This window comes from Rhodanobacter sp. MP1X3, assembly GCF_014207165.1.
Classification (GTDB): Bacteria; Pseudomonadota; Gammaproteobacteria; order Xanthomonadales; family Rhodanobacteraceae; genus Rhodanobacter.
In genome coordinates this window covers 113,238-135,351 of record NZ_JACHCO010000006.1, presented here as the reverse complement: position 1 = coordinate 135,351, position 22,114 = coordinate 113,238, and the positions used below count along the sequence as shown (strand labels likewise).

Annotated in this window: 27 protein-coding genes; 13 read left to right on the top strand and 14 right to left on the bottom strand. The window is 61.1% G+C overall.

Translation table 11 applies throughout. The features are described 5' to 3' along the window. Window positions 1-13: 13 nt before the first annotated feature. Window positions 14-679, top strand: coding sequence for an HAD family phosphatase (locus HDE79_RS16125; RefSeq protein WP_255488458.1), 666 nt, complete (start codon window positions 14-16; stop codon window positions 677-679). An 8-nt stretch (window positions 680-687) separates the two neighbouring features. Next, window positions 688-1,470: a DeoR/GlpR family DNA-binding transcription regulator gene (locus tag HDE79_RS16120; protein ID WP_255488457.1), complete on the top strand. Its 783-nt coding sequence runs from the start codon at window positions 688-690 to the stop codon at window positions 1,468-1,470. 106 nt (window positions 1,471-1,576) lie between these two features. Here the strand turns inward: HDE79_RS16120 and HDE79_RS16115 are convergent, their stop codons facing one another. Then, window positions 1,577-2,044: a DUF2147 domain-containing protein gene (locus HDE79_RS16115; protein WP_184603304.1), complete on the bottom strand. Its 468-nt coding sequence runs from the start codon at window positions 2,042-2,044 to the stop codon at window positions 1,577-1,579. A 158-nt stretch (window positions 2,045-2,202) separates the two neighbouring features. Between HDE79_RS16115 and apbC the strand changes: the two genes are divergently transcribed. The 4 genes from apbC to HDE79_RS16095 all read left to right on the top strand — a co-directional run bounded on the left by apbC (window position 2,203) and on the right by HDE79_RS16095 (window position 5,089). Continuing rightward, on the top strand, window positions 2,203-3,291 hold the full coding sequence (gene apbC, locus HDE79_RS16110) for an iron-sulfur cluster carrier protein ApbC (protein WP_184603302.1): 1,089 nt from the start codon (window positions 2,203-2,205) through the stop codon (window positions 3,289-3,291). A 2-nt stretch (window positions 3,292-3,293) separates the two neighbouring features. Beyond that, a complete protein-coding gene (locus HDE79_RS16105) occupies window positions 3,294-3,830 on the top strand; it encodes an NADPH-dependent FMN reductase (protein ID WP_184603300.1) in 537 nt (178 codons plus the stop codon). A 92-nt stretch (window positions 3,831-3,922) separates the two neighbouring features. Beyond that, window positions 3,923-4,489 carry a dCTP deaminase gene (gene dcd, locus HDE79_RS16100; RefSeq protein WP_184603298.1) on the top strand — a complete coding sequence of 189 codons (567 nt, stop codon included), beginning with the start codon at window positions 3,923-3,925 and terminating at the stop codon, window positions 4,487-4,489. Between the two features lie 117 nt (window positions 4,490-4,606). Then, window positions 4,607-5,089, top strand: a complete 483-nt coding sequence (locus HDE79_RS16095; RefSeq protein ID WP_184603296.1) for a hypothetical protein — start codon at window positions 4,607-4,609, stop codon at window positions 5,087-5,089. Window positions 5,090-5,206: 117 nt separating this feature from the next. On the opposite strand, the gene pcp is transcribed toward HDE79_RS16095, so the two are convergent. From pcp to HDE79_RS16055, 8 genes are read right to left on the bottom strand one after another with little or no spacing between them, the layout of a single operon-like run. Next, the gene (pcp, locus tag HDE79_RS16090) at window positions 5,207-5,863 is read right to left on the bottom strand and encodes a pyroglutamyl-peptidase I (protein ID WP_184603294.1); all 657 of its coding nucleotides are present in this window, start codon (window positions 5,861-5,863) and stop codon (window positions 5,207-5,209) included. 41 nt (window positions 5,864-5,904) lie between these two features. Next, window positions 5,905-6,873 (bottom strand): DUF979 family protein, encoded by a 969-nt coding sequence (locus HDE79_RS16085; RefSeq protein WP_184603293.1) that lies wholly within the window; start codon window positions 6,871-6,873, stop codon window positions 5,905-5,907. 2 nt (window positions 6,874-6,875) lie between these two features. Further along, window positions 6,876-7,571, bottom strand: coding sequence for a DUF969 domain-containing protein (locus HDE79_RS16080; protein WP_184603291.1), 696 nt, complete (start codon window positions 7,569-7,571; stop codon window positions 6,876-6,878). 46 nt (window positions 7,572-7,617) lie between these two features. Beyond that, window positions 7,618-8,382, bottom strand: coding sequence for a 5-oxoprolinase subunit PxpA (locus tag HDE79_RS16075; RefSeq protein ID WP_184603289.1), 765 nt, complete (start codon window positions 8,380-8,382; stop codon window positions 7,618-7,620). Continuing rightward, complete coding sequence (locus HDE79_RS16070; RefSeq protein ID WP_184603288.1) at window positions 8,379-9,380, bottom strand: biotin-dependent carboxyltransferase family protein; 1,002 nt, start codon at window positions 9,378-9,380, stop codon at window positions 8,379-8,381. The genes HDE79_RS16075 and HDE79_RS16070 overlap by 4 nt, the downstream gene beginning before the upstream one ends. Beyond that, a complete protein-coding gene (gene pxpB, locus HDE79_RS16065; protein WP_184603286.1) occupies window positions 9,377-10,084 on the bottom strand; it encodes a 5-oxoprolinase subunit PxpB in 708 nt (235 codons plus the stop codon). Before pxpB ends, HDE79_RS16070 begins: the two co-directional genes overlap by 4 nt. A gap of 6 nt (window positions 10,085-10,090) precedes the next feature. Further along, entirely contained in the window at window positions 10,091-10,516 is a 426-nt protein-coding gene (locus HDE79_RS16060) for an HIT family protein (RefSeq protein ID WP_184603278.1), read from the bottom strand. A 23-nt stretch (window positions 10,517-10,539) separates the two neighbouring features. Beyond that, entirely contained in the window at window positions 10,540-11,199 is a 660-nt protein-coding gene (locus HDE79_RS16055) for a dienelactone hydrolase family protein (RefSeq protein WP_184603276.1), read from the bottom strand. A 208-nt stretch (window positions 11,200-11,407) separates the two neighbouring features. Between HDE79_RS16055 and rimO the strand changes: the two genes are divergently transcribed. From rimO to HDE79_RS16040, 3 genes are all read left to right on the top strand, one after another. After that, window positions 11,408-12,760, top strand: a complete 1,353-nt coding sequence (rimO, locus tag HDE79_RS16050; RefSeq protein ID WP_184603274.1) for a 30S ribosomal protein S12 methylthiotransferase RimO — start codon at window positions 11,408-11,410, stop codon at window positions 12,758-12,760. A 3-nt stretch (window positions 12,761-12,763) separates the two neighbouring features. Further along, window positions 12,764-13,576, top strand: a complete 813-nt coding sequence (locus HDE79_RS16045; protein ID WP_184603272.1) for a DUF3025 domain-containing protein — start codon at window positions 12,764-12,766, stop codon at window positions 13,574-13,576. Window positions 13,577-13,711: 135 nt separating this feature from the next. Continuing rightward, window positions 13,712-14,230: a hypothetical protein gene (locus HDE79_RS16040; protein WP_184603270.1), complete on the top strand. Its 519-nt coding sequence runs from the start codon at window positions 13,712-13,714 to the stop codon at window positions 14,228-14,230. A gap of 49 nt (window positions 14,231-14,279) precedes the next feature. Here the strand turns inward: HDE79_RS16040 and greB are convergent, their stop codons facing one another. Genes greB through HDE79_RS16025 form a run of 3 tightly spaced genes read right to left on the bottom strand, consistent with a single transcriptional unit; the run spans window position 14,280 to window position 16,304 of the window. After that, a complete protein-coding gene (gene greB, locus HDE79_RS16035; RefSeq protein ID WP_184603268.1) occupies window positions 14,280-14,786 on the bottom strand; it encodes a transcription elongation factor GreB in 507 nt (168 codons plus the stop codon). Next, complete coding sequence (locus tag HDE79_RS16030; protein WP_184603266.1) at window positions 14,783-16,033, bottom strand: hypothetical protein; 1,251 nt, start codon at window positions 16,031-16,033, stop codon at window positions 14,783-14,785. The genes greB and HDE79_RS16030 overlap by 4 nt, the downstream gene beginning before the upstream one ends. A gap of 7 nt (window positions 16,034-16,040) precedes the next feature. Then, window positions 16,041-16,304: a hypothetical protein gene (locus HDE79_RS16025; protein WP_184603264.1), complete on the bottom strand. Its 264-nt coding sequence runs from the start codon at window positions 16,302-16,304 to the stop codon at window positions 16,041-16,043. A gap of 78 nt (window positions 16,305-16,382) precedes the next feature. On the opposite strand from HDE79_RS16025, the gene HDE79_RS16020 reads away from it, so the two are divergent. Further along, on the top strand, window positions 16,383-17,873 hold the full coding sequence (locus HDE79_RS16020; RefSeq protein WP_184603262.1) for a transglycosylase SLT domain-containing protein: 1,491 nt from the start codon (window positions 16,383-16,385) through the stop codon (window positions 17,871-17,873). Window positions 17,874-17,923: 50 nt separating this feature from the next. On the opposite strand, the gene HDE79_RS16015 is transcribed toward HDE79_RS16020, so the two are convergent. Together HDE79_RS16015 and asd are read right to left on the bottom strand one after the other, a co-directional pair. Next, on the bottom strand, window positions 17,924-18,361 hold the full coding sequence (locus HDE79_RS16015) for a hypothetical protein (RefSeq protein WP_255488456.1): 438 nt from the start codon (window positions 18,359-18,361) through the stop codon (window positions 17,924-17,926). Between the two features lie 171 nt (window positions 18,362-18,532). Then, window positions 18,533-19,369 carry an archaetidylserine decarboxylase gene (asd, locus tag HDE79_RS16010; protein WP_184603260.1) on the bottom strand — a complete coding sequence of 279 codons (837 nt, stop codon included), beginning with the start codon at window positions 19,367-19,369 and terminating at the stop codon, window positions 18,533-18,535. Between the two features lie 82 nt (window positions 19,370-19,451). On the opposite strand from asd, the gene prmB reads away from it, so the two are divergent. The 3 genes from prmB to aroC are packed head-to-tail and all read left to right on the top strand — an operon-like array spanning window position 19,452 to window position 22,087. After that, entirely contained in the window at window positions 19,452-20,375 is a 924-nt protein-coding gene (prmB, locus tag HDE79_RS16005) for a 50S ribosomal protein L3 N(5)-glutamine methyltransferase (RefSeq protein WP_184603258.1), read from the top strand. A gap of 27 nt (window positions 20,376-20,402) precedes the next feature. After that, the gene (locus HDE79_RS16000) at window positions 20,403-20,966 is read left to right on the top strand and encodes a GNAT family protein (RefSeq protein WP_184603256.1); all 564 of its coding nucleotides are present in this window, start codon (window positions 20,403-20,405) and stop codon (window positions 20,964-20,966) included. Between the two features lie 32 nt (window positions 20,967-20,998). Then, the gene (aroC, locus tag HDE79_RS15995) at window positions 20,999-22,087 is read left to right on the top strand and encodes a chorismate synthase (protein WP_184603255.1); all 1,089 of its coding nucleotides are present in this window, start codon (window positions 20,999-21,001) and stop codon (window positions 22,085-22,087) included. Window positions 22,088-22,114: the final 27 nt, after the last annotated feature.

Here is a 22,114-nt window from a genome sequence, read left to right as displayed (position 1 = left end):
TCGAGGTATTGCCATGAATGACTCATTTGCCAACGGACGAGAACGGCCGATGCCGGATACGGTGATTTTCGATATCGGCGGCGTATTGATCGACTGGAATCCGCGCCATCTTTACCGCCCGTTGTTCGCCGATGAGGCGGCGATGGAGCAGTTCCTCACTGACATCTGCAGCCCGCAGTGGAACGAGCAGCAGGACGCAGGCCGCGAATGGGATGAGGCAATCGCACTGTTATGTGCGCAGTTCCCCGCGCAGGCGTCATTGATTCACGCCTATCGTGAACGCTGGGAGGAAATGCTCGGCGGCCCATTGCACGATACCGTGGCCGTTCTCGATGCGCTCCGTGCACGTGGTGTACGGCTATTCGCGCTGACCAACTGGTCGCACGATACCTTTGCTATCGCCCGCCAGCGTTACGCCTTTCTGGACTGGTTCAAGGACATCGTGGTCTCGGGTACCGAGGGCATGATCAAGCCCAACCCGGCAATTTTTCAGCTGTTGTTGGCGCGTGGCGGGATCGATCCGGCCCGCGCGGTCTACATCGACGATACTGCACGCCACGTCGATGCGGCGAAAGCGCTCGGCATGCGTGCTTTGCTGTTCCGGGATGCTGCAACGCTGCGCCGCGAGCTTTCGTCACTCGGTTTGCTCGAACCGATAACGACCGGGGAAACGTCATGATAAAAACCATGCCGAACGAAGCACTGCCGCAGGAGCGTCAGCAGTGGATTCTGGATCGCCTGCGCAGTCATGGTCGCGTGGTCGCGGTGGAACTGGCAGAAACGTTTCAGGTGTCGGAGGACTCAGTCCGCCGCGACCTGCGTGAACTGGCGGCGCAGGGTCTGTGCAAGCGTGTTTACGGCGGTGCGTTGCCGCTATCGGCTGCATCGACGCCACTGAAGCAGCGCCGCAGCGAACACGGCAACCGCAAACTGGCACTGGCACGCAAGGCGGTGACCTTGGTCCGACAGGGTCAGGTGTTGCTGATCGACGCAGGCTCGACCAATGCTGCGATTGCCGCGGCCTTGCCGGAGCGTTTTGATCTGACCGTGGTGACTAATGCGCCCGATGTCGCGCGGATACTGATCGATCGCGAAGGCTTCGAGATCTTGCTGATCGGTGGGCGCATCGATACAAGCATCGGCGCCGCCGTTGGCGCACAGGCGATTCAGGAAATTGGCCGCGTGCGCGCCGACCTGTGTTTTCCCGGCGCCTGTGCCATCGATTCGTTACATGGGCTGTGGAGTTTCGACAGCGAAGAAGCGTTGCTGAAGCGCGCGATGATCGAAGCCAGCGGCGAAACGGTAGTGGTAGTCACGCAGGAAAAACTGGGTTCGGCCGCAACGCACCAGGTAGCCAGCATCGAGGAGATACAACACTTGGTGATCGAACATGCTGTGGATCGCGCAAGCCGATTGGTATTCAGCGCGCGCGGGGTCGCGGTGCACAGGGCGGATGCTGTCAGCGGCTAAGAACCGATAGCATGTCTCGAGCGGAGCAAATAAAAACCCCATACGACAATTCGCATGGGGTTTATCGTGAAGCCGGTTGTTTACACGGACCCGGAGGCCCAGACGGTCATTCCGCTAGACGGAACCAGGTCTGCGAGCGGCCGAGCAGCGAGAAGCCGATATAGCCACGCACGTCGAGCTTCTGGCCACCGCTGTCGAGCGTGAGCTTGACCTTGTAGACCTTGCCGGTTTTCGGGTCGATGATCTTGCCGCCGTCCCATACATCGCTGTCTTTCTTGACGCCATACATGATGGTCATGCCTTCGACCGGCTGATCCTTGCGGGAGCCTTCGCACAGCACGCATTTCGGGTGTTCGCCGCCCTTGCTGATTTCTTCCGGTGACAGGTTCATCACCTGCAAGACCTTGCCCTGCAGTTCGCCGCCGTTGTCGGTGATTTCGATGACCGATTTTTGCTTGCCCGAAACATCATCGATCTGTTTCCATTTGCCAACTGGTGAGTCGTTGGCGGCCAGTGCCGCACCGGCGGCTAGTAACAGGCCAGTAGCGAATGCGATGCGGAACAATTGCTTCATGGTATTTCCTCCCGTACGAAAGCGTATGGATGAAGACTGACCAGCCTCCACGAGGTGGTCAAGTTGCACTGCGCAAAGACCCATCGTTCACATCCGTGACGGTTGTGCAGCGCCGGCTGGCATAATTGGCAGTCTTCCTTTCCAATTGCCTATATTCAATGAATTTTCCCAGCGAAGCCCTGGTTCGCCGCATTCTCGCTGAGCTGATTGATGCCCATACTGGCGGTCCGCTGGTCGACGCCGTGAGGGCCCTCGGTGTCGATGGCGGGCGCGTTTCGGTCGACCTGCAGTTGGGTTATCCCGCTGCCGGAGCGATCGAGGAACTGACGGTACGAGTGCGGCAGGCACTGGAAGCCGACCCGGCGATCGAGTCGGCAACTGTCTCGGTCACCAGCCGCGTCCATGTACACAAGGTGCAGGGCACGCTGGCGCCGCTGCCGAACGTGAAAAATATCATCGTTGTCGCATCGGGCAAGGGCGGCGTGGGCAAGTCCACGGTTTCGGCCAATCTGGCGCTGGCGTTGCAGGCCGAGGGTGCGAAGGTCGGCGTGCTGGATGCCGATATTTACGGCCCCAGCCAGCCTCGCATGCTCGGTGTCAGCGGCAAGCCGGAATCGCCGGATGGCAAGACCATCATTCCGATGCAGGCACACGGCCTGTCGGTGATGTCGATCGGCTTCCTGGTCGAGGAGGACACACCGATGATCTGGCGTGGCCCGATGGTGACCCAGGCGATGATGCAGCTGCTCACCGACACGCGCTGGGAGCAGTTGGATTACCTGATCGTCGATCTGCCGCCTGGCACGGGTGACATTCAGCTCACGCTGTCGCAGAAGGTGCCGGTGGCCGGCGCGGTAATCGTCACCACGCCACAGGACATCGCATTGCTGGATGCGCGCAAGGCGCTGAAGATGTTCGAGAAGGTCGACGTGCCGGTACTGGGTGTCGTCGAGAACATGGCGACACATGTGTGCTCGAATTGCGGCCACGAGGAACACATCTTCGGCGAGGGCGGTGGCGAACGTATGGCGGCGCAGTATGCCGTGCCTTATCTGGGCTCGCTGCCGCTGGATATCCGCATTCGCGAACAGTCCGATGGCGGTACGCCGACCGTGGTGGCGATGCCCGATTCCGAGTTAACCGCTCGCTACCGCGAGATTGCCCGCAATGCGGCTGGCCGGCTGTCGCGCCAGCCGCGCAACAAGTCGTTGGGGTTAGGCAAGATCGTGGTGCAGGGGGCTCCGTAAGCGTGGCAGAGTGGCGCGTACTGTGTCTGTCGGGCAGCTTGCGGCGAAGATCCGGCAATACCGCGTTGCTGCTGGCGGCACGGCAGCTTGCACCCAACGCACTGGCGCTGGATATCTATGACGGCCTGGGCCAGTTGCCGCTATTCAATCCCGATGACGAAGTCGATCCCTTGCCTGCCGCGGTGCAGGTATTGCGCGCCGCCGTTGGTACCAGTGATGCGTTGTTGATCGCTTGTCCCGAATACGCGCACGGCATCCCTGGTGCGTTCAAGAACCTGCTGGACTGGCTGGTGGGCAGTCTGGAGTTTCCCGGCAAACCGGTGCTGCTGCTGAACACCTCTGCGCGCTCGCACCACGCGCAGGCTGCGCTGCGGGAAGTGTTGCAGACCATGTCGGCGCGGTTGCTGGATTCGTCTTGCGTGACGATTCCGTTGCCGGGCGCAGGTTGCGAGGTCGAAAGCATCCTGGCCAATGACTCGTTCTGCAAGGACTTGCGTGACGCACTGAACGCCTTGTGCCGGGCGCTGCTGCGGGAATGACTGCGCCAGCTATGGCGCGCGACATGGTATTTTGGACAACTTAAGACCAGGCCGAGGCCTGCGTCGCATCCGTTACGACGATTGGAGCACGTGTGAGCATCAAACCCGACAAGTGGATTCGCCGCATGGCCGAGCAGCACGGCATGATCGAGCCGTTCGAGGCCGGTCAGGTCAAGCTGCGCGATGGCCAGAAGCTGGTCTCGTACGGCACGTCGAGCTATGGCTACGACGTGCGTTGTGCCAGCGAATTCAAGATATTCACCAATATCAACTCGACCATCGTCGATCCCAAGCATTTCGACGCGGGCAGCTTCGTCGATGTGACGGCAGACGTGTGCATCATTCCGCCCAACTCCTTTGCGTTGGCGCGGACAGTCGAATACTTCCGTATCCCGCGCAAAGTACTGACCATCTGCCTGGGCAAGAGCACCTATGCGCGCTGCGGCATCATCGTCAACGTCACGCCGCTGGAGCCGGAGTGGGAGGGCCATGTGACGCTGGAGTTTTCCAACACCACGCCGCTGCCTGCCCGCATCTACGCCAACGAGGGTGTGGCGCAAATGCTGTTTCTCGAGTCCGACGAGGAATGCGAAACCAGCTACAAGGACCGCGGCGGCAAGTATCAGGGCCAGCAGGGCGTGACCTTGCCGCGTACCTGAGTCATCGCATTCTTTGGCTATCTGCGCCTGAATGGCCTGTGTAAAGGCCGCTGCCATTGCTGCAGCCGGGCGTTACACTTCAACTGATTAAATCGATCCACCGCACGGGAGACTTGCATGATCCGTTTTTCCACACTGCTGAAGCGCGCCACGGCCGCGATCATGCTCGGCAGCCTGTTGTTGCTTGCCGGTTGCCACTTCGGGGGCACCAAAGGCGTCCCCTCTTACTCGGTGAAAGGTCAGTTTGACACCACGATCCAGGCCTACAAGGAAGGTCAGTTTCTGATTGACGGCGCCGTGCTGTCGGCTATTGATGCCGGCAGCCACTTTGCCTATCTGAAAGATCAGGGCAAATTGCCAAAGACGATCTTGCTGACGGCCAGCGACGACTCGAAGATCCGCAAGCAGCACCTGCAGTACATGGCGCGCATGCAGCTCGACTATGGTTTCCGCGTGTACTACGAAGAGAAGGGTCAGTTGATCGAAATCAATCCGGTGGACACCAAGGCGCGCCCACTGGAGGATCATCATGACAAGGCGCCTATCGAAGACACCGCGCCACCTCCGCAGGATCACACTGGCTCGGGCAGCGGTTACTGATCTGGCAATGTCATAGCGTTACCGAAAGCCCGCGGAGCGATCCGCGGGCTTTTTCTTGTTTGATCGTTTCAGTTCTGATTGTTTGGTCGCATGGGCTTGCCGAATACCGCCGCCGGTTCAGTCGATAGCCCCGCCAGCAAGCTTGCGATCAACCGTGGTGGCAATCGCGGTGCGCAGCGCAATCTCCAGTGCGCACACGACATCGGTCGTGGCCATGCTCGCTACACCGCGCAGATGAGCGGCTTGCTCCGGCAAATACGGAATATGGATAAAACCGGCACGTACGCCGCGTCGCTTCGACGCCAGATGCAGCATGGCGTAGGCAATGTGATTGCAGACATAGGTGCCGGCTGTTTGCGATATCTCGGCCGGCAGACCCTTTGCCTGCAGTGCGGCCAGCATTGCCTTGATCGGCAAGGTACTGAAATAGGCGGCCGGGCCGTCGGCGATGACGGGTTCATCGACCGGCTGCACACCGGCGTTATCAGGGATACGCGCATCCTGCACGTTGATCGCCACGCGTTCGATCGACAGCTGCGCGCGTCCACCGGCCTGCCCGACGCCAAGCAACATCACAGGCGTAATTTCGCGCACAGCGGCTTTGAGCGCACGCAGTGAGCCGGCAAATTCCGTCGGCAGCTGACGCGCGATGATCCGATGGCCGCCAATGCGACGCCCATCAAAAAGGCGCACAGCCTCCCATGATGGATTGATGCTCTCGCCACCGAAGGGATCGAAGCCGGTCAGCAGGATTCGCGGAAAATTCTGGCTCATGGTTTTCTGCATCGTGGGTTGATGTGGCATCAGTGATTGAATCAGCGGAACACGAACACATACATCAGCAGAATGTTTGCAGCAAGAATCGCCAGCGCGCTGCCGAGCTGCGCACGAATGACGCCGTATGGGCTACGCAGTTCCAGCAGCGCAGCGGGTACCAGGTTGAAGTCGGCTGCCATCGGCGTCATCAATGTGCCGCAGTAGCCACACAACATACCCATCGAGCCGAGAATTGCCGGGTTGGCTCCGTGCTGTTGGATCAGCAGAGGTAGTCCGATACCAGCCATCATCACTGGGAAAGCCGCGAACGCGTTGCCCATGATCACGGTGAACACCACCATGCCCAGTGCGAACGCCAGCAGGCAGGCCAGTGCGCTACCGGTCGGCAATACGGTGCTGGCCAGCCCGGCAATGGCAGCGCCAACGCCACTCTGGGTAAACACTTCGCCGAGCGCGGCGAGCAGTAGCGGTAAAAGGACAGCCCAGCCAATGGCGTCGAGCAGGCGTCGGCCTTCGATCAATCCTTCAGGCATCGATGAACGGGTGACGCGTGATGCAGCAAACAGTGCGATTACGCATGCCAAGGCCAATCCGATCAGCGTCATCTGTGGTTTGGCGAACACGGCGTAGCCAGCAATCGACAGATGAGAACCAAACAGCGCGACCAGCAGAGTCACTGCGGGAATCAGCAGAGCTGGCACGAACAGTCGATGGCCAAGCCGTATCGCCGAATGCACGCGATGTTCGCTGCTGACGTTTTCCGCGTGCGGGGTACGTCGCAGTTGCGGCGCCAGCAGGGCGAGCAGGATCACACCGCCGCCAGCCAGTTCTGCCGGCAGCGCATTGCCAGCGGCTTGCTGCGCCAGCACCTCGTCGCCGCCGGCGAATAGTGCACCCAGCAACAACCAGAACAGTGCGCGCCAACCTCGGCGCTCCAACAGATTGCGTAGTCCCGCGTAAAGCAGAAAGGCAGCGATCAACCAGTAGGCGTATTCGACACGCAACATGCTCAGTTCGTCCTTTCGCTGCGCGTGTTGGCAGCACGACGTTGCAGCTGACGTTGATACAGCCAGACGCGCACCGACTGAATCACGAAGGCGGCAATGGCTGTCGGCATGGCCCACAAGGCAATCGACAGTGGCGTTAACTCAATCCCGTGCTGGGTGTAGAACGCCTGGATCAGCAGCACGGCACCCAAGGCAATGAAGACGTCCTCACCGAAAAAGCGGCCGATGTTATCGGTGGCGGCAGCTATCGCGCGCACTTCATCGCGGTCTGCACTGTCCAGCTCGGGCAGAATCTTTTCCGCTGCCGCTTCGCTCATCGGTGCGAGCAGCGGGCGTACGGTTTGTGCCGCACCGGCGACACCGGTCAGGCCGAACATCGCAAGCACCTGCCGCAGTAACAGGTAACCCGTCAACAGGCGTGCCAGGCTCAATCCGTGCAGCCGACCGATCCAGCGTTGCGCGTGTTCGCGTAGCCCCGCGCGCTCAAGCAGGCCGATCACCGGTAGCGTCAATACATAGAGCAGCAACAAGCGGCTGGAAACGAAACTCTTGCCCAGCAGTGCCAGCAATGCCAGCGGCGTCAAACCTGCCAGCAGGCCACTGGTCAGCGCCGCGCAAACCACCACCGGCACCGGATTGAAGCGCAACAGAAACCCGATCACGATTACCGCGATACCGAGTAGTGGCCAATAGTTCATGGGACTGTTTCGATGATAGATGTGCCGGTGATGTATGCGAACGACATCAGACGGCGCCGGGCGCGGCGATACGCAAGCCCGCTGCCTGCAGTGCTTCACGCAACTGACTGGCAAAGGTCAGCGCATGCGCGCCGTCGCCGTGCAGGCACAAGGTGTCGGCATGCAGCGATAGGCGGCTGCCATCGGTGGCAGCGACGCTGTTGTCCTGGGCGATACCGATGGCTTGCGTGGTCGCCTGTGCAACATCCTCGATGACGGCGCCACTTTCGCCGCGTGGCTGTAGCGAACCATTGGCGCAGTAACGTCGGTCGGCAAAAGCCTCGGCCGCCACCGGCAAACCGATGGTCATGGCCGCATCAATTAACGCGGAATTGGCCAGGCCGAACAGGCGCAGCTGCGGATCGAACTGCTGCACGGCGCGGGCGATCGCTTCGGCCAGTGCCGGATCGCGCGCAGCCATGTTGTAGAGCGCGCCGTGAGGTTTTACGTGTGCCAGCCGTGTGCCGGCGGCCTGGGTAAAGGCGTGCAGGGCGCCGATCTGATATAGCGTCATCGCGTGCACCTCGGCCGGCGTGACGCGCATCTCGCGGCGTCCGAAACCCTGCAGGTCAGGGAGCGAGACATGTGCGCCGATCGCCACGCCATGGGCCATGGCCTGGGTCACCGTGTATTGCATGATGTCGGGGTCGCCGGCATGGAAGCCGCAGGCGATGCTGGCCGAGCTGATCAGCGCCAGCAGAGCATCATCGTCGCCCATGCGCCAGGCGCCGAAGGATTCGCCGAGATCGCAGTTCAGATCGATGCGTTTCATGGCAACCGTTTCCATCGAGAATGTTCCAGCCTTTCAGTCAGTGTGCGGAGCAGGCGTGTCAGGCGCTGCTGCTGCCCGGCTTGGCGCAAGCTGGCCTCATCCAGCGTGGTCTGACGAAAGCATACGGTATCGCCGGGGCGGCGTTGCGCCAAGCGCGGCAAATCGACAGCCGCGATCTGGCCAATACGCGGATAGCCGCCGGTCACCGGAGCTTCGGCCAATAGTGCTATGGGCTGCCCGGACGGTGGCAACTGCAGTGTGCCGGGCAGCGTCGCCTCCGAGATCAGTTCCAGCGACCGGCGAAGGCGCAACGTATGGCCGTCCAGACGGCTAGCCGTGCGGTTGCTGTCCTTGCGCAGGACGAATTTTCCGTTATTCAATAGCTGCTGCGAGCTGTCGTCCAGCAGCTTCGAGTGGCTGCCGGGCAACAGTGCCAGCGGCTGGAATGCGAAGTCGAACCAGGGATGCGGATCGATGCTCCACGGCAGGCAGTGCACGTCTTCCATGTCGTGCGACCATCTCAACGGTGTTGCGATGCCTAACGGCAGCTCGTCGCCGGCGCGCAGGGCGCGGCCGTGCGCATAGCCGAGCTTTGCATGCAGATCGCTGCTGCGGCTGCCGAGTATTGGCCTGACGTCGAAGCCGCCACGCACGGCCAGATAGCTGCGGCAGCCAACCGTCATGCCGCCAAGCTGCAGCACGCTGCCGGCGGGAAGCTGGCAGCGTGTCCACATCGGGATCGATCGACCGTCTATATATGCACTTATCGCTGCACCCGTCAGCGCGATCACGGCGGGTTGAGAAAAATGTAACGTCGGGCCGACCAAGGTGCATTCGATCGCTGCCTCGCCGTGGTGATTTCCTGCCAGCGCATTCGCCAATTGCCAGGCAGGTCCGTCCATCGCACCCGCACGTCCCACGCCAAGCGCGGCAAATCCTGGGCGCCCTGCGTCCTGCAGCGTGCTGGATAGCCCCGGTTTGATGACGGTGACGCTCATCGTGACTTTGTCGCGGCAAGCTGCTGGAAGGTGGCTTCATCGATGGCGTGGAATCGCACGCGGTCGCCGGCAGCCAGCAATGATGGAGTATCGGCGGTGACATCAAACAACCGCTGCGGCGTGCGTCCAATCAGTTGCCAGCCGCCGGGTAGTTCGTTGGGATAAATGCCAGTCTGGCTGCCACCGATCGCCACGCTGCCAGCCGGCACGCGTTGACGCGGATCGGTGCGGCGAGGTACTGCCAGCGCGGGATCCAGTCCCAACAAATAAGGAAAGCCCGGCGCAAAGCCAAGCATGGCCACACGATATTCGGTGGCGCAATGACGCGCGATGACTTCGTCGATCGAAAGCTCGGTGATCGCCGCTACTTCGACGAGATCAGGGCCATCGGTATCGCCGTAGTGCACCGGAATGTCTACCAGTCGCGTGTCCACCGACTCGGTGGATAGGTTATTCAACGCATCCTGCACAACATCGCCAAGTCGCTGATGCGGCGTGCGTCCACTGGTGCTCGACCACTCATTTGGATCAAAACGCAGCAGCAGGCTGGCGTAAGCCGGCACGCATTCCAGCTCAGGCCATCGCTGTCGCAGATGGCTGGCGGCTGCATGCACGCGAGCGTTGATGGCAAGGTCGATGGTGTCACCGAATCGCAGCAGCAGGGCGTCTTCCGCCATCGCCTCACACTGGATGGCAGGGGGCATGCCTGCTTAATCCGCCGCGTTGGTCAGGACGTGTCGCAGCGCCTCAACACGTGCGGCCAGTGTTTGTACTTCGTAGGCTTCGGCTTTGCCGTTGCCCCACACCGGTCCCGGCCACGCGGCATCGCCTTCAATGCGAGCGACGAGGTGAACATGGAGCTGGCGCACGATGTTGCCGAGTGCGCCAAGATTGAGCTTGTCGCAAGGCGCCACCGCTTGCAGTGCGGCGGTGGCGCGATTCACTTCCTGCCAAAGCAAGGCTTGTTCGTCGGCAGCCAGGTCGGTGATTTCGGACAGGCCGCTGCGACGTGGCACCAGAACCAGCCACGCATAACGGGCATCCTTCATCAGCAGCACTTCGCACAGCGGCAACGATGCCACGGCAACCGTGTCGGCTGCCAGTCGTGGGTCGAGTGCGAAGGGTTGATCGATCATGCGTCGAGACCGTAAACAGGCTCTTAGGCCAGGTTCTTCTCGAAGAAGGCCAGCGTGCGCTCCATGGCCAACTTGGCACTGGGAGCGTCGTAGCTGCCGCGCTGGTCGCAATTGAAGCCGTGATCGGCATCGTAAACGTAGAACCCGGCGTCGGGATTGGCGGCCTGCACCTTGGCGCGGTCGTCTGCGCTGATATGCGCATCGCGCTCGCCGTAGTGGAACAGCAGGGGTGCCTTGGCCTTCTGGTCGACGAACATGATGTTGCGGCCACCGTAGTAGCTGACGCCCGGCAGGCCAAGCTTGATCGCTGACAGATAGGCGACGCTGCCGCCCCAACAGAAGCCCACCGTACCGACTTTTCCGGCACTCGCAATGCGCTTGGCTGCTGCTTCCACGTCCTGGATCGGTTTGTCGAAGCCGAGCTTGCTGACCAGTTCGATGCCCGTTTTCATGCCGGTCTCGTCGTAATTCAGCTCGACGTTTTTCTTCTCGTGATCGAACAGCGCCGGTGCGATCGCGGTGTAGCCGGCCTGCGCGAAGCGATCGGTGATGTCGCGGATATGGCTGTTGACGCCAAAGATTTCCTGGATAACCACCACGCCGCCCTTGGACGGGCCGGCGGGTTCGGCGAGATAGGCGTCGATGGTGGTGTTGCCGCTTTCAAGCTTGATGAACTGACCCATGAGTGTCCTCGGATAGTGGTTGCGGGAGAGGTGGCGGGCACGCCGAACAGCGGGGATAACGTGCCAGTCGAGAGGTGATTCGTGCGTGCAAAGTCTAGCCCGAAGTGTCACCCCGGCATGTTAGGCATTCGTCGTCGCAAGGTGCTACGGCCGATGCACGCGGCGCGCGGGGTACAATAGGCAGACTTGTCATCAACGTTTCCAGCTTATGTCCACTTCTGCCAGCCCTTCCGCCAGCACGCAAAAAATCGGTTTCGTCAGCCTTGGTTGCCCCAAGGCATTGGTCGATTCCGAGCGTATCCTCACCCAGCTGAAGGTCGAGGGCTACGAGATCGTACCCAGCTACAACGCGGCCGATGCGGTGGTGGTGAACACCTGCGGCTTTATCGATTCGGCTGTGCAGGAATCGCTGGACGCAATCGGCGAAGCACTGCACGAGAACGGCAAGGTGATCGTTACCGGCTGCCTCGGCAAGCGTGAGAGCCTGATCCGTGAAGCGTACCCCGACGTGCTGTCGATCAGCGGGCCGCAGGACTACGCCAGCGTGATGACCGCGGTGCACAAGGCGCTGCCGCCGATGCGCAACAAGTTTCTCGACATCGTGCCCGATACGGGCGTCAAGCTCACGCCGAAGCACTATGCCTATCTGAAGATTTCCGAAGGCTGTAATCACCGCTGCAGCTTCTGCATCATTCCGTCGATGCGCGGCAACCTGGTGTCCCGCCCGGTCGATGAAGTATTGCTAGAGGCCGAGCGGCTGGTGAAAGGTGGCGTCAAAGAGCTGCTTGTCATTTCGCAAGACACCAGCGCGTATGGCGTGGATCTGAAATACGTCGAGCGCCAGTGGCGCGACAAGAGCTATCGCACGCGCATGACGGAGCTGTGCGAAGGGCTGTCCGAGCTGGACGTGTGGTCGCGGCTGCATTACGTCTATCCGTACCCGCACGTCGACGAAATCATGCCGTTGATGGCGGAGGGCAAGCTGCTGCCGTACCTGGATATTCCGTTCCAGCACGCCAGCCCACGCATCCTGAAACTGATGAAGCGTCCCGGCAATATCGATCGCACGCTGGAGCGCATCAATAACTGGCGCAAGGTCGTGCCGGATCTCACCATTCGCAGCACCTTCATTGTAGGCTTTCCCGGCGAAACCGATGCGGAGTTCGAGGAACTGCTCGATTTCCTGCGTGAAGCGAAGCTCGATCGCGTGGGCGCATTCGCCTATTCCCCGGTGGACGGTGCAAAGGCCAACGACTTGCCCGATCCGGTTTCCGAAGAGCTGAAGGAGGATCGTCTCGAGCAGTTCATGATGGTGCAGGCCGAAATTTCCGCGGCCAAGCTGCAGCAGAAGATTGGCCGCACGATCAAGGTGCTGATCGATGAAGTCGGCAAGAACGGTGCGATCGCGCGTTCGGCGGCCGATGCGCCGGAGATTGATGGCACGGTGCTGATCTCATACGAAAACTTTGCTGATGGCCAGAAGCTGCGGCCTGGTCAGTTTGTCGAGGTGCTGGTCGAGTCAGCCGACGAGCACGATCTGCACGCGCGTCTCGTCGGCTGATCCATGCGTTACCACGCGCCGCCGCGCGAAGCTGTCGATCCGGCGATGTTTGCGCGGCAGCCGCTGGCCGCGTGGCATGAGCATGCCGCGTTGCTCGAAGGCGACGAATGGCCGTCTATCGATGGACTCAACGACGCGTTACTGAATGAAGCGACCATCCGCTTCGTGGCGCAAACACCGGCCCTGCTGGCCGATGGCATGCACTACGAACAGCGTATCGCCGAACGCGGCGAGGTCGCGACCCGCGAAGGCAACTGGCATGATCTGCTCAATGCATTGATCTGGCTACGCTACCCGGAGCTCAAGCAATCCTTGAATCAGCGCCAGATGGCGGAAATCGCACGGATGGGGCCAAAGCTGCGCTCGCGTGCGCAGTACGCGATGACCCATTTTGACGAAGCTGGCGTGATTGTTGTCGTGCGCGATCCCGCGCTGCTGGCGCTGTGGGATGCGCACGACTGGTACGGCTTGTTCTGGCGACAGCGGCAGGCGTGGCTGGACGGTGCGATCCAAGTGGAGGTATTTGGCCACGCGCTGCTCGAGCATGCGCTGAGCCCGGACAAGCTTCTGGTGGGCAAGGCGTTGGCGTTCCATGCGGCATGCGAGGTGGACATGATCGATGTCCGTCGTGCGTGCATCGAGGCGATTGCCGCAGGGCAACTTCTCTGCGATCCGCTGGAGTTGCGGCCATTGCCGCTCTCGGGGATCCCGGGATGGCGTGCCGACAACGACGACGAGGCGTTTCACCGCACCACCGTCTGCTATCAGCCACGGCGACTGGACCGTCAGTATCCCGAAGCCATGCGCCTGGTTTGATCTTGCCTGGGCTGATATCTCGCACACGTGAGGTGTGTATTGCAGTTGCTGAATCGAAAGTTGTCGCAAACTCATACTCGCAAAAGGTGGCGATGTTAGGCTCTGCGTTCACCTGAAGCCACCGAGGAGCGTTTGATGAAAACACATACGATTTTACGCAAGCGCCTGATGTATTCGCTGCTGGCATTGCTGGGCGGCATGCTGTTGCTCGCGCCGCTGTGGGCGCAGGCTCAGCAGGTGCCGGTGTTTTCGGCTGCCGACAAGCAGGCGATCGAGAGTTACAACTTGAACGAGGATAACTTCAAGCGGCTCGCTGCTGCCGTCAAGGAAGTGCACGAGGAGGGCATCAGCCCACCGCCGCCGAAGGATTTTTCGAATGTGCATAGTCTGGACGATCTGGCCAACGTACCCGTAGCTGAGGACAAGCGCATCCTGCCATTGCTGCAGAAGTACGGATTCACGCCGCGCGAATTTCTGGTGGCCAACTTTGCATTGGCGAATGCAGGTATTGCGGTACAGGCGAAAAGCAATCCGGAGGCAGCGAAGTACATGGACAAGAACCGCATCAACCCGGCCAACGTGAGCTTTTACGAAGCGCACGAAGCGCAGATTGCCGCGTTGCAGCAGCAGTTTGAAGACGGCAGCAACAAGTAGGCTCTCATCGTGTGCGGTGGGCGGGTCTGGCGCTAGTCATACTTCTATATCAGTTGGCGTTATAGCTGATGTCGATGATGGCGAACGCCGCCGGACCACCCGGCAATTCCACATTGATTTCATCGTCGGTACGTCGCTTCAGTGCCGCCCGCGCCAGCGGCGAATCAATGCTGATCCATCCGAGTTTTGCGTCGGTCTCGTCGGGGCCGACAATGCGGTAGTGCAGGATCTCGCCGGTATCGACGTTTTCCAGTTCTATACGGGCGCCAAAAAACACCAGGCCGCGATCACCTGGTGATCCTTCGGCCACCTTGAGATCCGGAATGCGCTTGCTCAGGTAGCGGGCGCGCCGATCGATCTCGCCCAGCTGTTTTTTGCGGTAGATGTACTCGGCATTTTCCGAGCGGTCGCCTTCGGCCGCGGCAGCAGCCAGCGCCTTCACCACTTGCGGTCGCAGCACGTGCCACAAGTGGTCGAGTTCGGCCTTCAGTCGCTCGAAACCTTCGCGGGTGATGATCGCGGTGGAGCTGGGTGAGGGCGGACGCCAGCGACTCATGGAGTGCGCGCCAATCGCGATCGCTGCAGCCCGATCTCGGCATGCAGCGGGTGGTCCGGCCACGCCGATTCCAGCGTATCCAGCAGTCGGGCTGCTTCGCTTTTTTGCTCCGGATCTTCAGCCAGAAGGCGTGCGGCGAGCATGCCGATATGGGGTGTCTGCGTATCCCGCGGCCACGCGTTGAGAAACCCGCGGCAAAGGTGCAGTGCGATACGGCGCATGCTCAGTCTTGCCGACAGATCGGCAAGCTCGGCGCACGTGCGCGGGTCGTCGGGAATGAAGTCCGCATCGATGCCGCAACACTCCTGCAGCACCCCCAGTGCGCGCTTGGCTTCGCCCTGGGCGATCAGCGAGGCCATCCAGATCTGACCGTGGACCAGCAACCCGTCGCGAAAGCCCTGTTGTTGCAACAGCCTTCGATACGCCAGGTGAAGCGAGGTCGGCGCCACGCGATTCTGCATTCGTGCGACCAGCAAGGAAGTGGCCGCTACCGTGTCATGTGGCGCCAGTGCGTCGACTTCTGCCAGCAGATCCTCGTCAGCATCCTGTCCGCCGATCTTCGCCAGCTTTGGCGCTTCCGGCTCCAGCCCGAAGCGCTCGTGGCGCTGATGAATCATCACGCCCATCAGATGAAAGGCCAGCACCGCGAGGTAAGTGCTTGCGAATGCGAACAGCGGCAACGCCAGTAATTGCGGCAGCAGGGCCGTGGTGACCGAGGCGATTACAATCGTGATGCCCAGCAGCAGATTGATCGCTACGGGTATCAGGTACGCGCTGCCAAAGGCACCGATCACGCGAGCCCAATTCAACGGGTTGATCGCCAGTGCCATATTGCCGTCGAACGCCAGTGACATGTCGATGGCCGGCAGCACCAGTGCAAACAGGATGAGAAAAGGCACAAGCAAGTGCGGGTAGAACACGATGGCGATCACGCAAAAGGCGACCACCAGCAGATGGATCGCGACTAGCCCCCAGGCGCTGGTATCGCTGCTTTCGACGCCGACATCCGGCGGATCGGCATAGCCGTTGGCCGTGTGTAGCAGACAGGTGGCGGCATAGCGCCAGGTAGCAGCCCACACGAATATGCTGGCCAGCGCGCCGATGTACGACGGCAGCAGCCCCACGTAATGGATAAGTGCCAGTGCGACACAGGTGGCCAATCCGGAGCCGCGCAACGGATAGCCGAAGCCACCGCGCAGGCGTTCGGGGAAGGGTGCATCTACGGAGGCAACTTCGATACGTGGCATGCGTGACTCAGCGCTTGTCGTCGACGATGTAATTCATTACGCCGTTCGGAATTTGCTGGCCCAGCTGGCTGCCAATGCGGCGTTCGACGGAAATGATCTGGAGAACACACTTCCCGGAATCGCTCAATTCAAGTGCGTGTCCGAGCAGGGTTGCCCCCATGCTGGATGGAGGGGCCATGCTCACGCAGGTGCGATCATTGCTGTCGATCAAGACTTCCATCATGTGTTTTGCATCCGTGGGTGGCCAACCGATTGTAGCGACCATGCTCATGCTGTCGCGTATCCGTGGTCGTTGAGTCGGATCGCAGCGCCGGCTATGGTGGACACTTTGCAGCTAGCGAAATCCCCCATGTCGGTACTCTCCAGCTACCTCCGTATCGCGCCTCTCGCCGCTGCCATGACCCTGCTCGGCGCCTGTGCAAGCGCGCCGTCAGCGGCAGGCAAGCCCAGTGCCTCGGTCAATGCGCTTTATGCGCAGCTCGACCAGGCGAGCAAGGGTTACGAGGTCGCGCTGCAGCAGTCGCGCGAGGGCAACCAGCAGGCATCGCAGCTGACACTGACGCAGTCATTGGATCAGTTGAAAGCGGCGGCTGCGCACTGCGGCACGACGCCGGGATGCGATTCACAGCGGTTCTTTTCGGTGTTCGATCGCTTGCTGCGGCTGAAGGATGGTGACTTTGGCGGCGATCAGGATCTGGATAGCGATGTCGATCCGTCCCAGGCCGCGCTGCCTACCGGGAAGACCGGCGCAGCCAGCCTGCCCGAGGCGCAGCGCAGTGTGACCCTGCTGCACGGACAGAAACTGTCCGAATTGATCGCGATGAACGGGCCGGTCAAGGCGGCGCTGGAGATGTGGCTCACCCAATGGCGCCCGGCTTTGATGGATGCCTACGTCAATTATCAGTACATGCGCTTTGAGATGTGGCCGCAGTATGAGAGCGCTGATCTGCCCGAGGCGCTACTGTTCGGCATCATGGCCAAGGAGTCTGGCGGCAAGGTGCATGCGGTGTCGCGTTCGGGTGCCGCCGGGCCGCTGCAGTTCATGTACGCCACCGGCACGCGTTTCGGACTGACCAGCGACGACGGATTCGACCTGCGCTACGATCCAGCGGAGTCTGCCCGGGCCAACGCCGAGTACATCAATGAGCAACTGGGCCAGTTCAACAACAATCTCGAGCTGACCATCGCGGCCTACAACGGTGGCGAGGGCCGCATGCGACGACTGGTGGGCGACGATACGTCGGTGAGCTTCTACGACCCGCGTGTTTACAACCAGTTGTCGCAGGAAACCCGCGATTACGTGCCATCGGTGCTTGCGGCGGCGTGGCTGTTTCTGCACCCGGACAGCTACAACCTGAAATTTCCGAAAGTGGATGGCGTACCGGGCAAGATCATCCTGCAGCGCATGACTTCACTGTCCGAGCTCACCGTATGCCTGGGTTCGTCCTATGGCATGAGCGATGGCTGGTTCCGCACGCTGCGCAATCTCAATCCAAGGCTTGATCCGCAGGTCGAGCAACCCGCCGGCAGCCAGCTGCAAGTACCCAAACCACTGGAAAAAGTCTATGCCTCGCGCTGCGTCAATGGCCCGTGGCCGATTCTCGCCAATGATCTGCATACGGCGGTCATACCGACGGTGGCGTACACCCCGGCAGCGCCTGCGCCGGTGGCGAAAGCCGAACGCCGCTACAAGGTTTACAAGGTCCGTCGTGGTGATTCGCTCGCCAGCGTGGTGCGCAAACTGCAGTGTTCCAGTGTGCAGGAAGTCGCGGACATCAATGGACTGAAGCACCACTCGATCAGTGTCGGACAAACCCTCAAACTGCCGGATTGCCGTTGAGCCAGCAGGTTTAGTGAAGAGCTGACAAATTATCGAAGGCAGCGGTTACGTCAGGCCGCCTGACTTGACTGCATCCAGCTGTCGACGGTATCCCCGCTGGTGCGAACCTCTTTTATTTCCCGCAGCAGCTGCATCAGCTGACGGTACTGCGGTTGCAGGCGTGCGTGCGGCGAATTCTTGGTTTCGTGATACGCCACGGCCAGCCATAAGGCGATGCCACGCATGGCGACCTCCGGATTGTTCGAGCATGCGCGCTCAAAACCCGCCTCGGTGCCTTGACCCCATGGCAGATAGCGCGCTTCCGGCGCGGTGCCATACAAATGTGGAAACTCGGTGCGTGATGCCTGACCGATCTCACGCAAAGCCAACATGCTCATGCGGGGCCGACTACGTTCCGGCAGTGCGCGGACGCTGCGCTCGATGCCGCGAAACTGGCGGGCCAGCTGGCGCGCGCGCATCATCACGATGACGGGTGTGAGTAATCGCATGAGTTCCCCTTGATGATCAACGGCAAGGCAGCATCGCTGCGCGGCTGGCGGTGATCGTAGTAGAGGACTATACGCGATTGCGCCTAGAACGTCACAAAATGACGTATTGCGTCATCACGCGATGAGTGGCTGAATTTGGCAGCAGGATCTTGCATACACGCGTGGACGATTTCAGCAGGAGCCGATCCGCTGGCCAACCTGCACCGGTTGCTGGTGTTGCAGGGTATCCAGTGTCGCCATGCCTTCAGGCATCAACAGGATCACCGTGGAGCCCATATTGAAACGGGCCATCTCGGCGAAACGTTCCAGCGTGATGTTCTGGCCCTCGAACGACTTGCGGCGGATCGATGACGCATAGGGCGGAATCACCAGGCCGTCCCACACCGTGGCCACCGATGACACCAGAATCGCACCGACCATCACCAGTACGAACGGACCATGCTCGCCTTCGAAATGGCAAACCAGCCGCTCGTTGCGCGCAAATAGCCGGGGGATCGCCTCCACCGCGAATGGCGCCACGCTGAAAATGCGACCTGGCACGTGTACGGTCTCCTTCAGTCGCCCGGCCAGCGGCATGTGCACGCGATGGTAGTCGCGCGGTGAGAGGTAGACGTTGACGAAGCGACCGTTGCGATAAGGCGCAGCGGCGGCTTCGTCACCCAGCAGCTCGGCGGCGGTGTAGTCGTGGCCCTTGGCCTGAAAGATCCGTCCTTCGACGATGTCGCCGGACTGGCTGATGCGGCCATCGGCTGGGCAGAGCAGGGTGGCTGGATCGGCATCCGCAAGCCGCGCGTCGGCGCGCAGCTTGCGGGTAAAGAAGGCATTGAAATGCTGGTAGGCCAACGGATCGGGCTGGACCGCCTCGGTCATGTTGACCTGGTAATTGCGCACGATGGTGCTGATCAGCCAGTTTTTCCACGGCGCAAACGTCCAGCGCGTAGCCCAATAAACCACTCGCGACAACGCGCGGTGGGGCAGCACATACTGGAGGATGATTTTGAAGGTCATCCGCCCAGTATAAGCAAGCCGGGCGATCCGGGTCGCTGGCTTTATACTGCCCGCCCTTGACCGCGTATGCCCAGGATTCTCCGTGACTGCCGAACTTGCCTCGATCATCGACTTCATCCGCTATGGCGCAAGTCGCTTCTCGGCCGCCGGGCTTACCTTCGGGCACAGCCATGACAACCCGATCGACGAAGCCACGCACCTGGTGCTGGCCAGTCTGCATCTGCCGCCGGACATTCCCCCGGCTTACGGCGCCGGCCGCTTGACCAGGGATGAGCGCGAAAACGTATTGGCGTTGATCGACCGACGCATCAATGAGCGTTTGCCGGTGGCTTACCTGGTCGGCGAAACCTGGTTTGCGGGACTGAAGTTCAAGAGCGATCGCCGGGCACTCGTGCCGCGCTCACCGATCGCCGAGCTGATCGAGTCGCGCTTTGCACCGTGGCTGGACGATCGCCACATCGAGCGCGCGCTGGATCTGTGCACCGGCTCGGGCTGCATCGGCATCGCGATGGCCGAGTACAACCCGGAGTGGCAGGTCGACATCGTCGACATCAGCGAGGACGCGCTGTCGCTGGCGCGGGAAAACATCGTGTTCCAGCACCTGGAAGGCCGTGTCAATGCGATCCAGTCAGATCTCTTTGCCGGCGTCAAAGGCCAACGCTATAGCCTGATCGTCTCCAATCCACCGTATGTCACCGAGGACGAATACACCGCGTTGCCGGGCGAGTACCGGCATGAGCCGAAGCTCGGCTTGACCTCCGGCGAAGACGGTCTCGACCTCTGTTTGCGCATGCTCAATGAGGCGGCTGACTACCTCACCGAGGATGGCTTGCTGATCGTCGAGGTTGGCGAGAGTGAGCACGCGCTATCCGCTTTGCTGCCCGAAATTCCCTTCGTGTGGATCGAGTTCAAGGTTGGCGCGATGGGCGTATTTGCGATCGAGCGGCGCGATCTGCTTGAGCATGCCGATGCAATTCGCGCGGCGGCGGATCGACGTCCTGGTTGATCTGCCGGCAACTGGCAGGCGACGGCAATGCAGCTGACTACGACACGACTGCGGCTCGACGGGCTGCGCCGCGAAGATGCCGAGGTGCTGTTTCGCTATCGCGCCGATCCCGAGGTCAGTCGTTACCAGGGCTGGCGGCCAGCATTCGTGGACGACGCGCGTCGCTTTATCGAGGCCTGTCACGCGGTTGCGCCGGATACACCGGGAACCTGGTTCCAGCGGGCTATCCGATGGAGCCGTACCGACGAGCTGATTGGTGATGTTGGCTTGCATTTCGTGGCTGATGCCGAGGCAGCTGTCGAACTGGGTATCAGCCTGTCGCCTTCTTATCAGAAGCGAGGCATTGCGACCGAGGCACTGAATGCCGTGTTGGGCTTCGTCTTCGACAGTTTGCACAAGCATCGCGTGTTTGGTTCGGTTGACCCGCGCAATCACGCCAGTATCAAGCTGCTCGAGGGTGTCGGCATGCGCAAGGAAGCGCATTTTCGTGAAAGCCTGCGCATGGATGGCGAGTGGGCCGATGATGTGATCTACGCTATGCTCGATCGGGAGTGGCAGGCCTGCTGCACAGCAAAACCTCATCGCGGTTAAGCTGTCACGGTTTTCAACGGCATCCAGGCGCCATGTCCAGCAATTCCTTCGGCAAGATTTTTACTGTCACCACCTTTGGCGAAAGTCACGGGCCGGCGATAGGCTGTGTAATCGACGGCTGCCCCCCTGGGCTGCCGATCGGGGTGGAAGAGTTTCGCCGCGATCTGGATCGGCGCGCCACTGGCAAGAGCCGCTATACCTCGCAGCGACACGAGGCGGACGACGTGGAAATCCTGTCCGGCGTCTACGAGGGCAAGACTACCGGCACGCCGATTGGGCTGCTGATTCGCAATACCGATCAGCGCAGCAAGGATTACGGCGATATCGCGCAGACGTTTCGTCCAGGTCACGCCGACTACACCTATTGGCAGAAGTACGGTATCCGTGATCCGCGCGGCGGCGGTCGTTCTTCCGCGCGCGAGACCACAATGCGGGTAGCTGCGGGCGTGATCGCCAAGAAATGGCTGGCCGAGCGTTATGGCGTGCGCGTGCGCGGCTATCTGGCCCAGATCGGCGAGATCACGCCGAGGGCTTTCGATTGGGACGCGGTGGAGCAGAATCCCTTCTTCTGGCCCGATGCCGCGCAGGTTGCCGAGCTGGAGATGTTTATCAACGCGCTGCGCAAGTCCGGTGACTCGGTCGGCGCGCGTGTGAACGTGGTGGCCGATGGCGTGCCCCCGGGCTGGGGCGAGCCGATCTACGGCAAGCTCGACAGCGATCTGGCCAGCGCGCTGATGTCGATCAACGCGGTCAAGGGAGTAGAGATTGGTGACGGCTTCGCCGCCGTGAATCAGCGCGGCAGCGAGCATCGCGATGAGATGCGTATGGACGGCTTTACGTCCAATCACGCGGGTGGCATTCTCGGCGGCATCAGCAGCGGGCAGCCGGTGACAGCATCGATCGTTCTGAAGCCGACCTCAAGCATCCTGATTCCCGGTCACAGCGTGAACACAGCAGGTGAAGCAACCGAGGTCGTGACCAAGGGTCGCCATGATCCCTGTGTCGGCATCCGTGCCACGCCGATCGCCGAGGCGATGATGGCACTGGTGCTGATCGATCATGCGCTGCGTCATCGCGCGCAGTGCGGAGATGTCGGTACGGTCGAGCCCAGGATTCCCTGATGCGGTCGGGAATTTTTATGGGTCGAC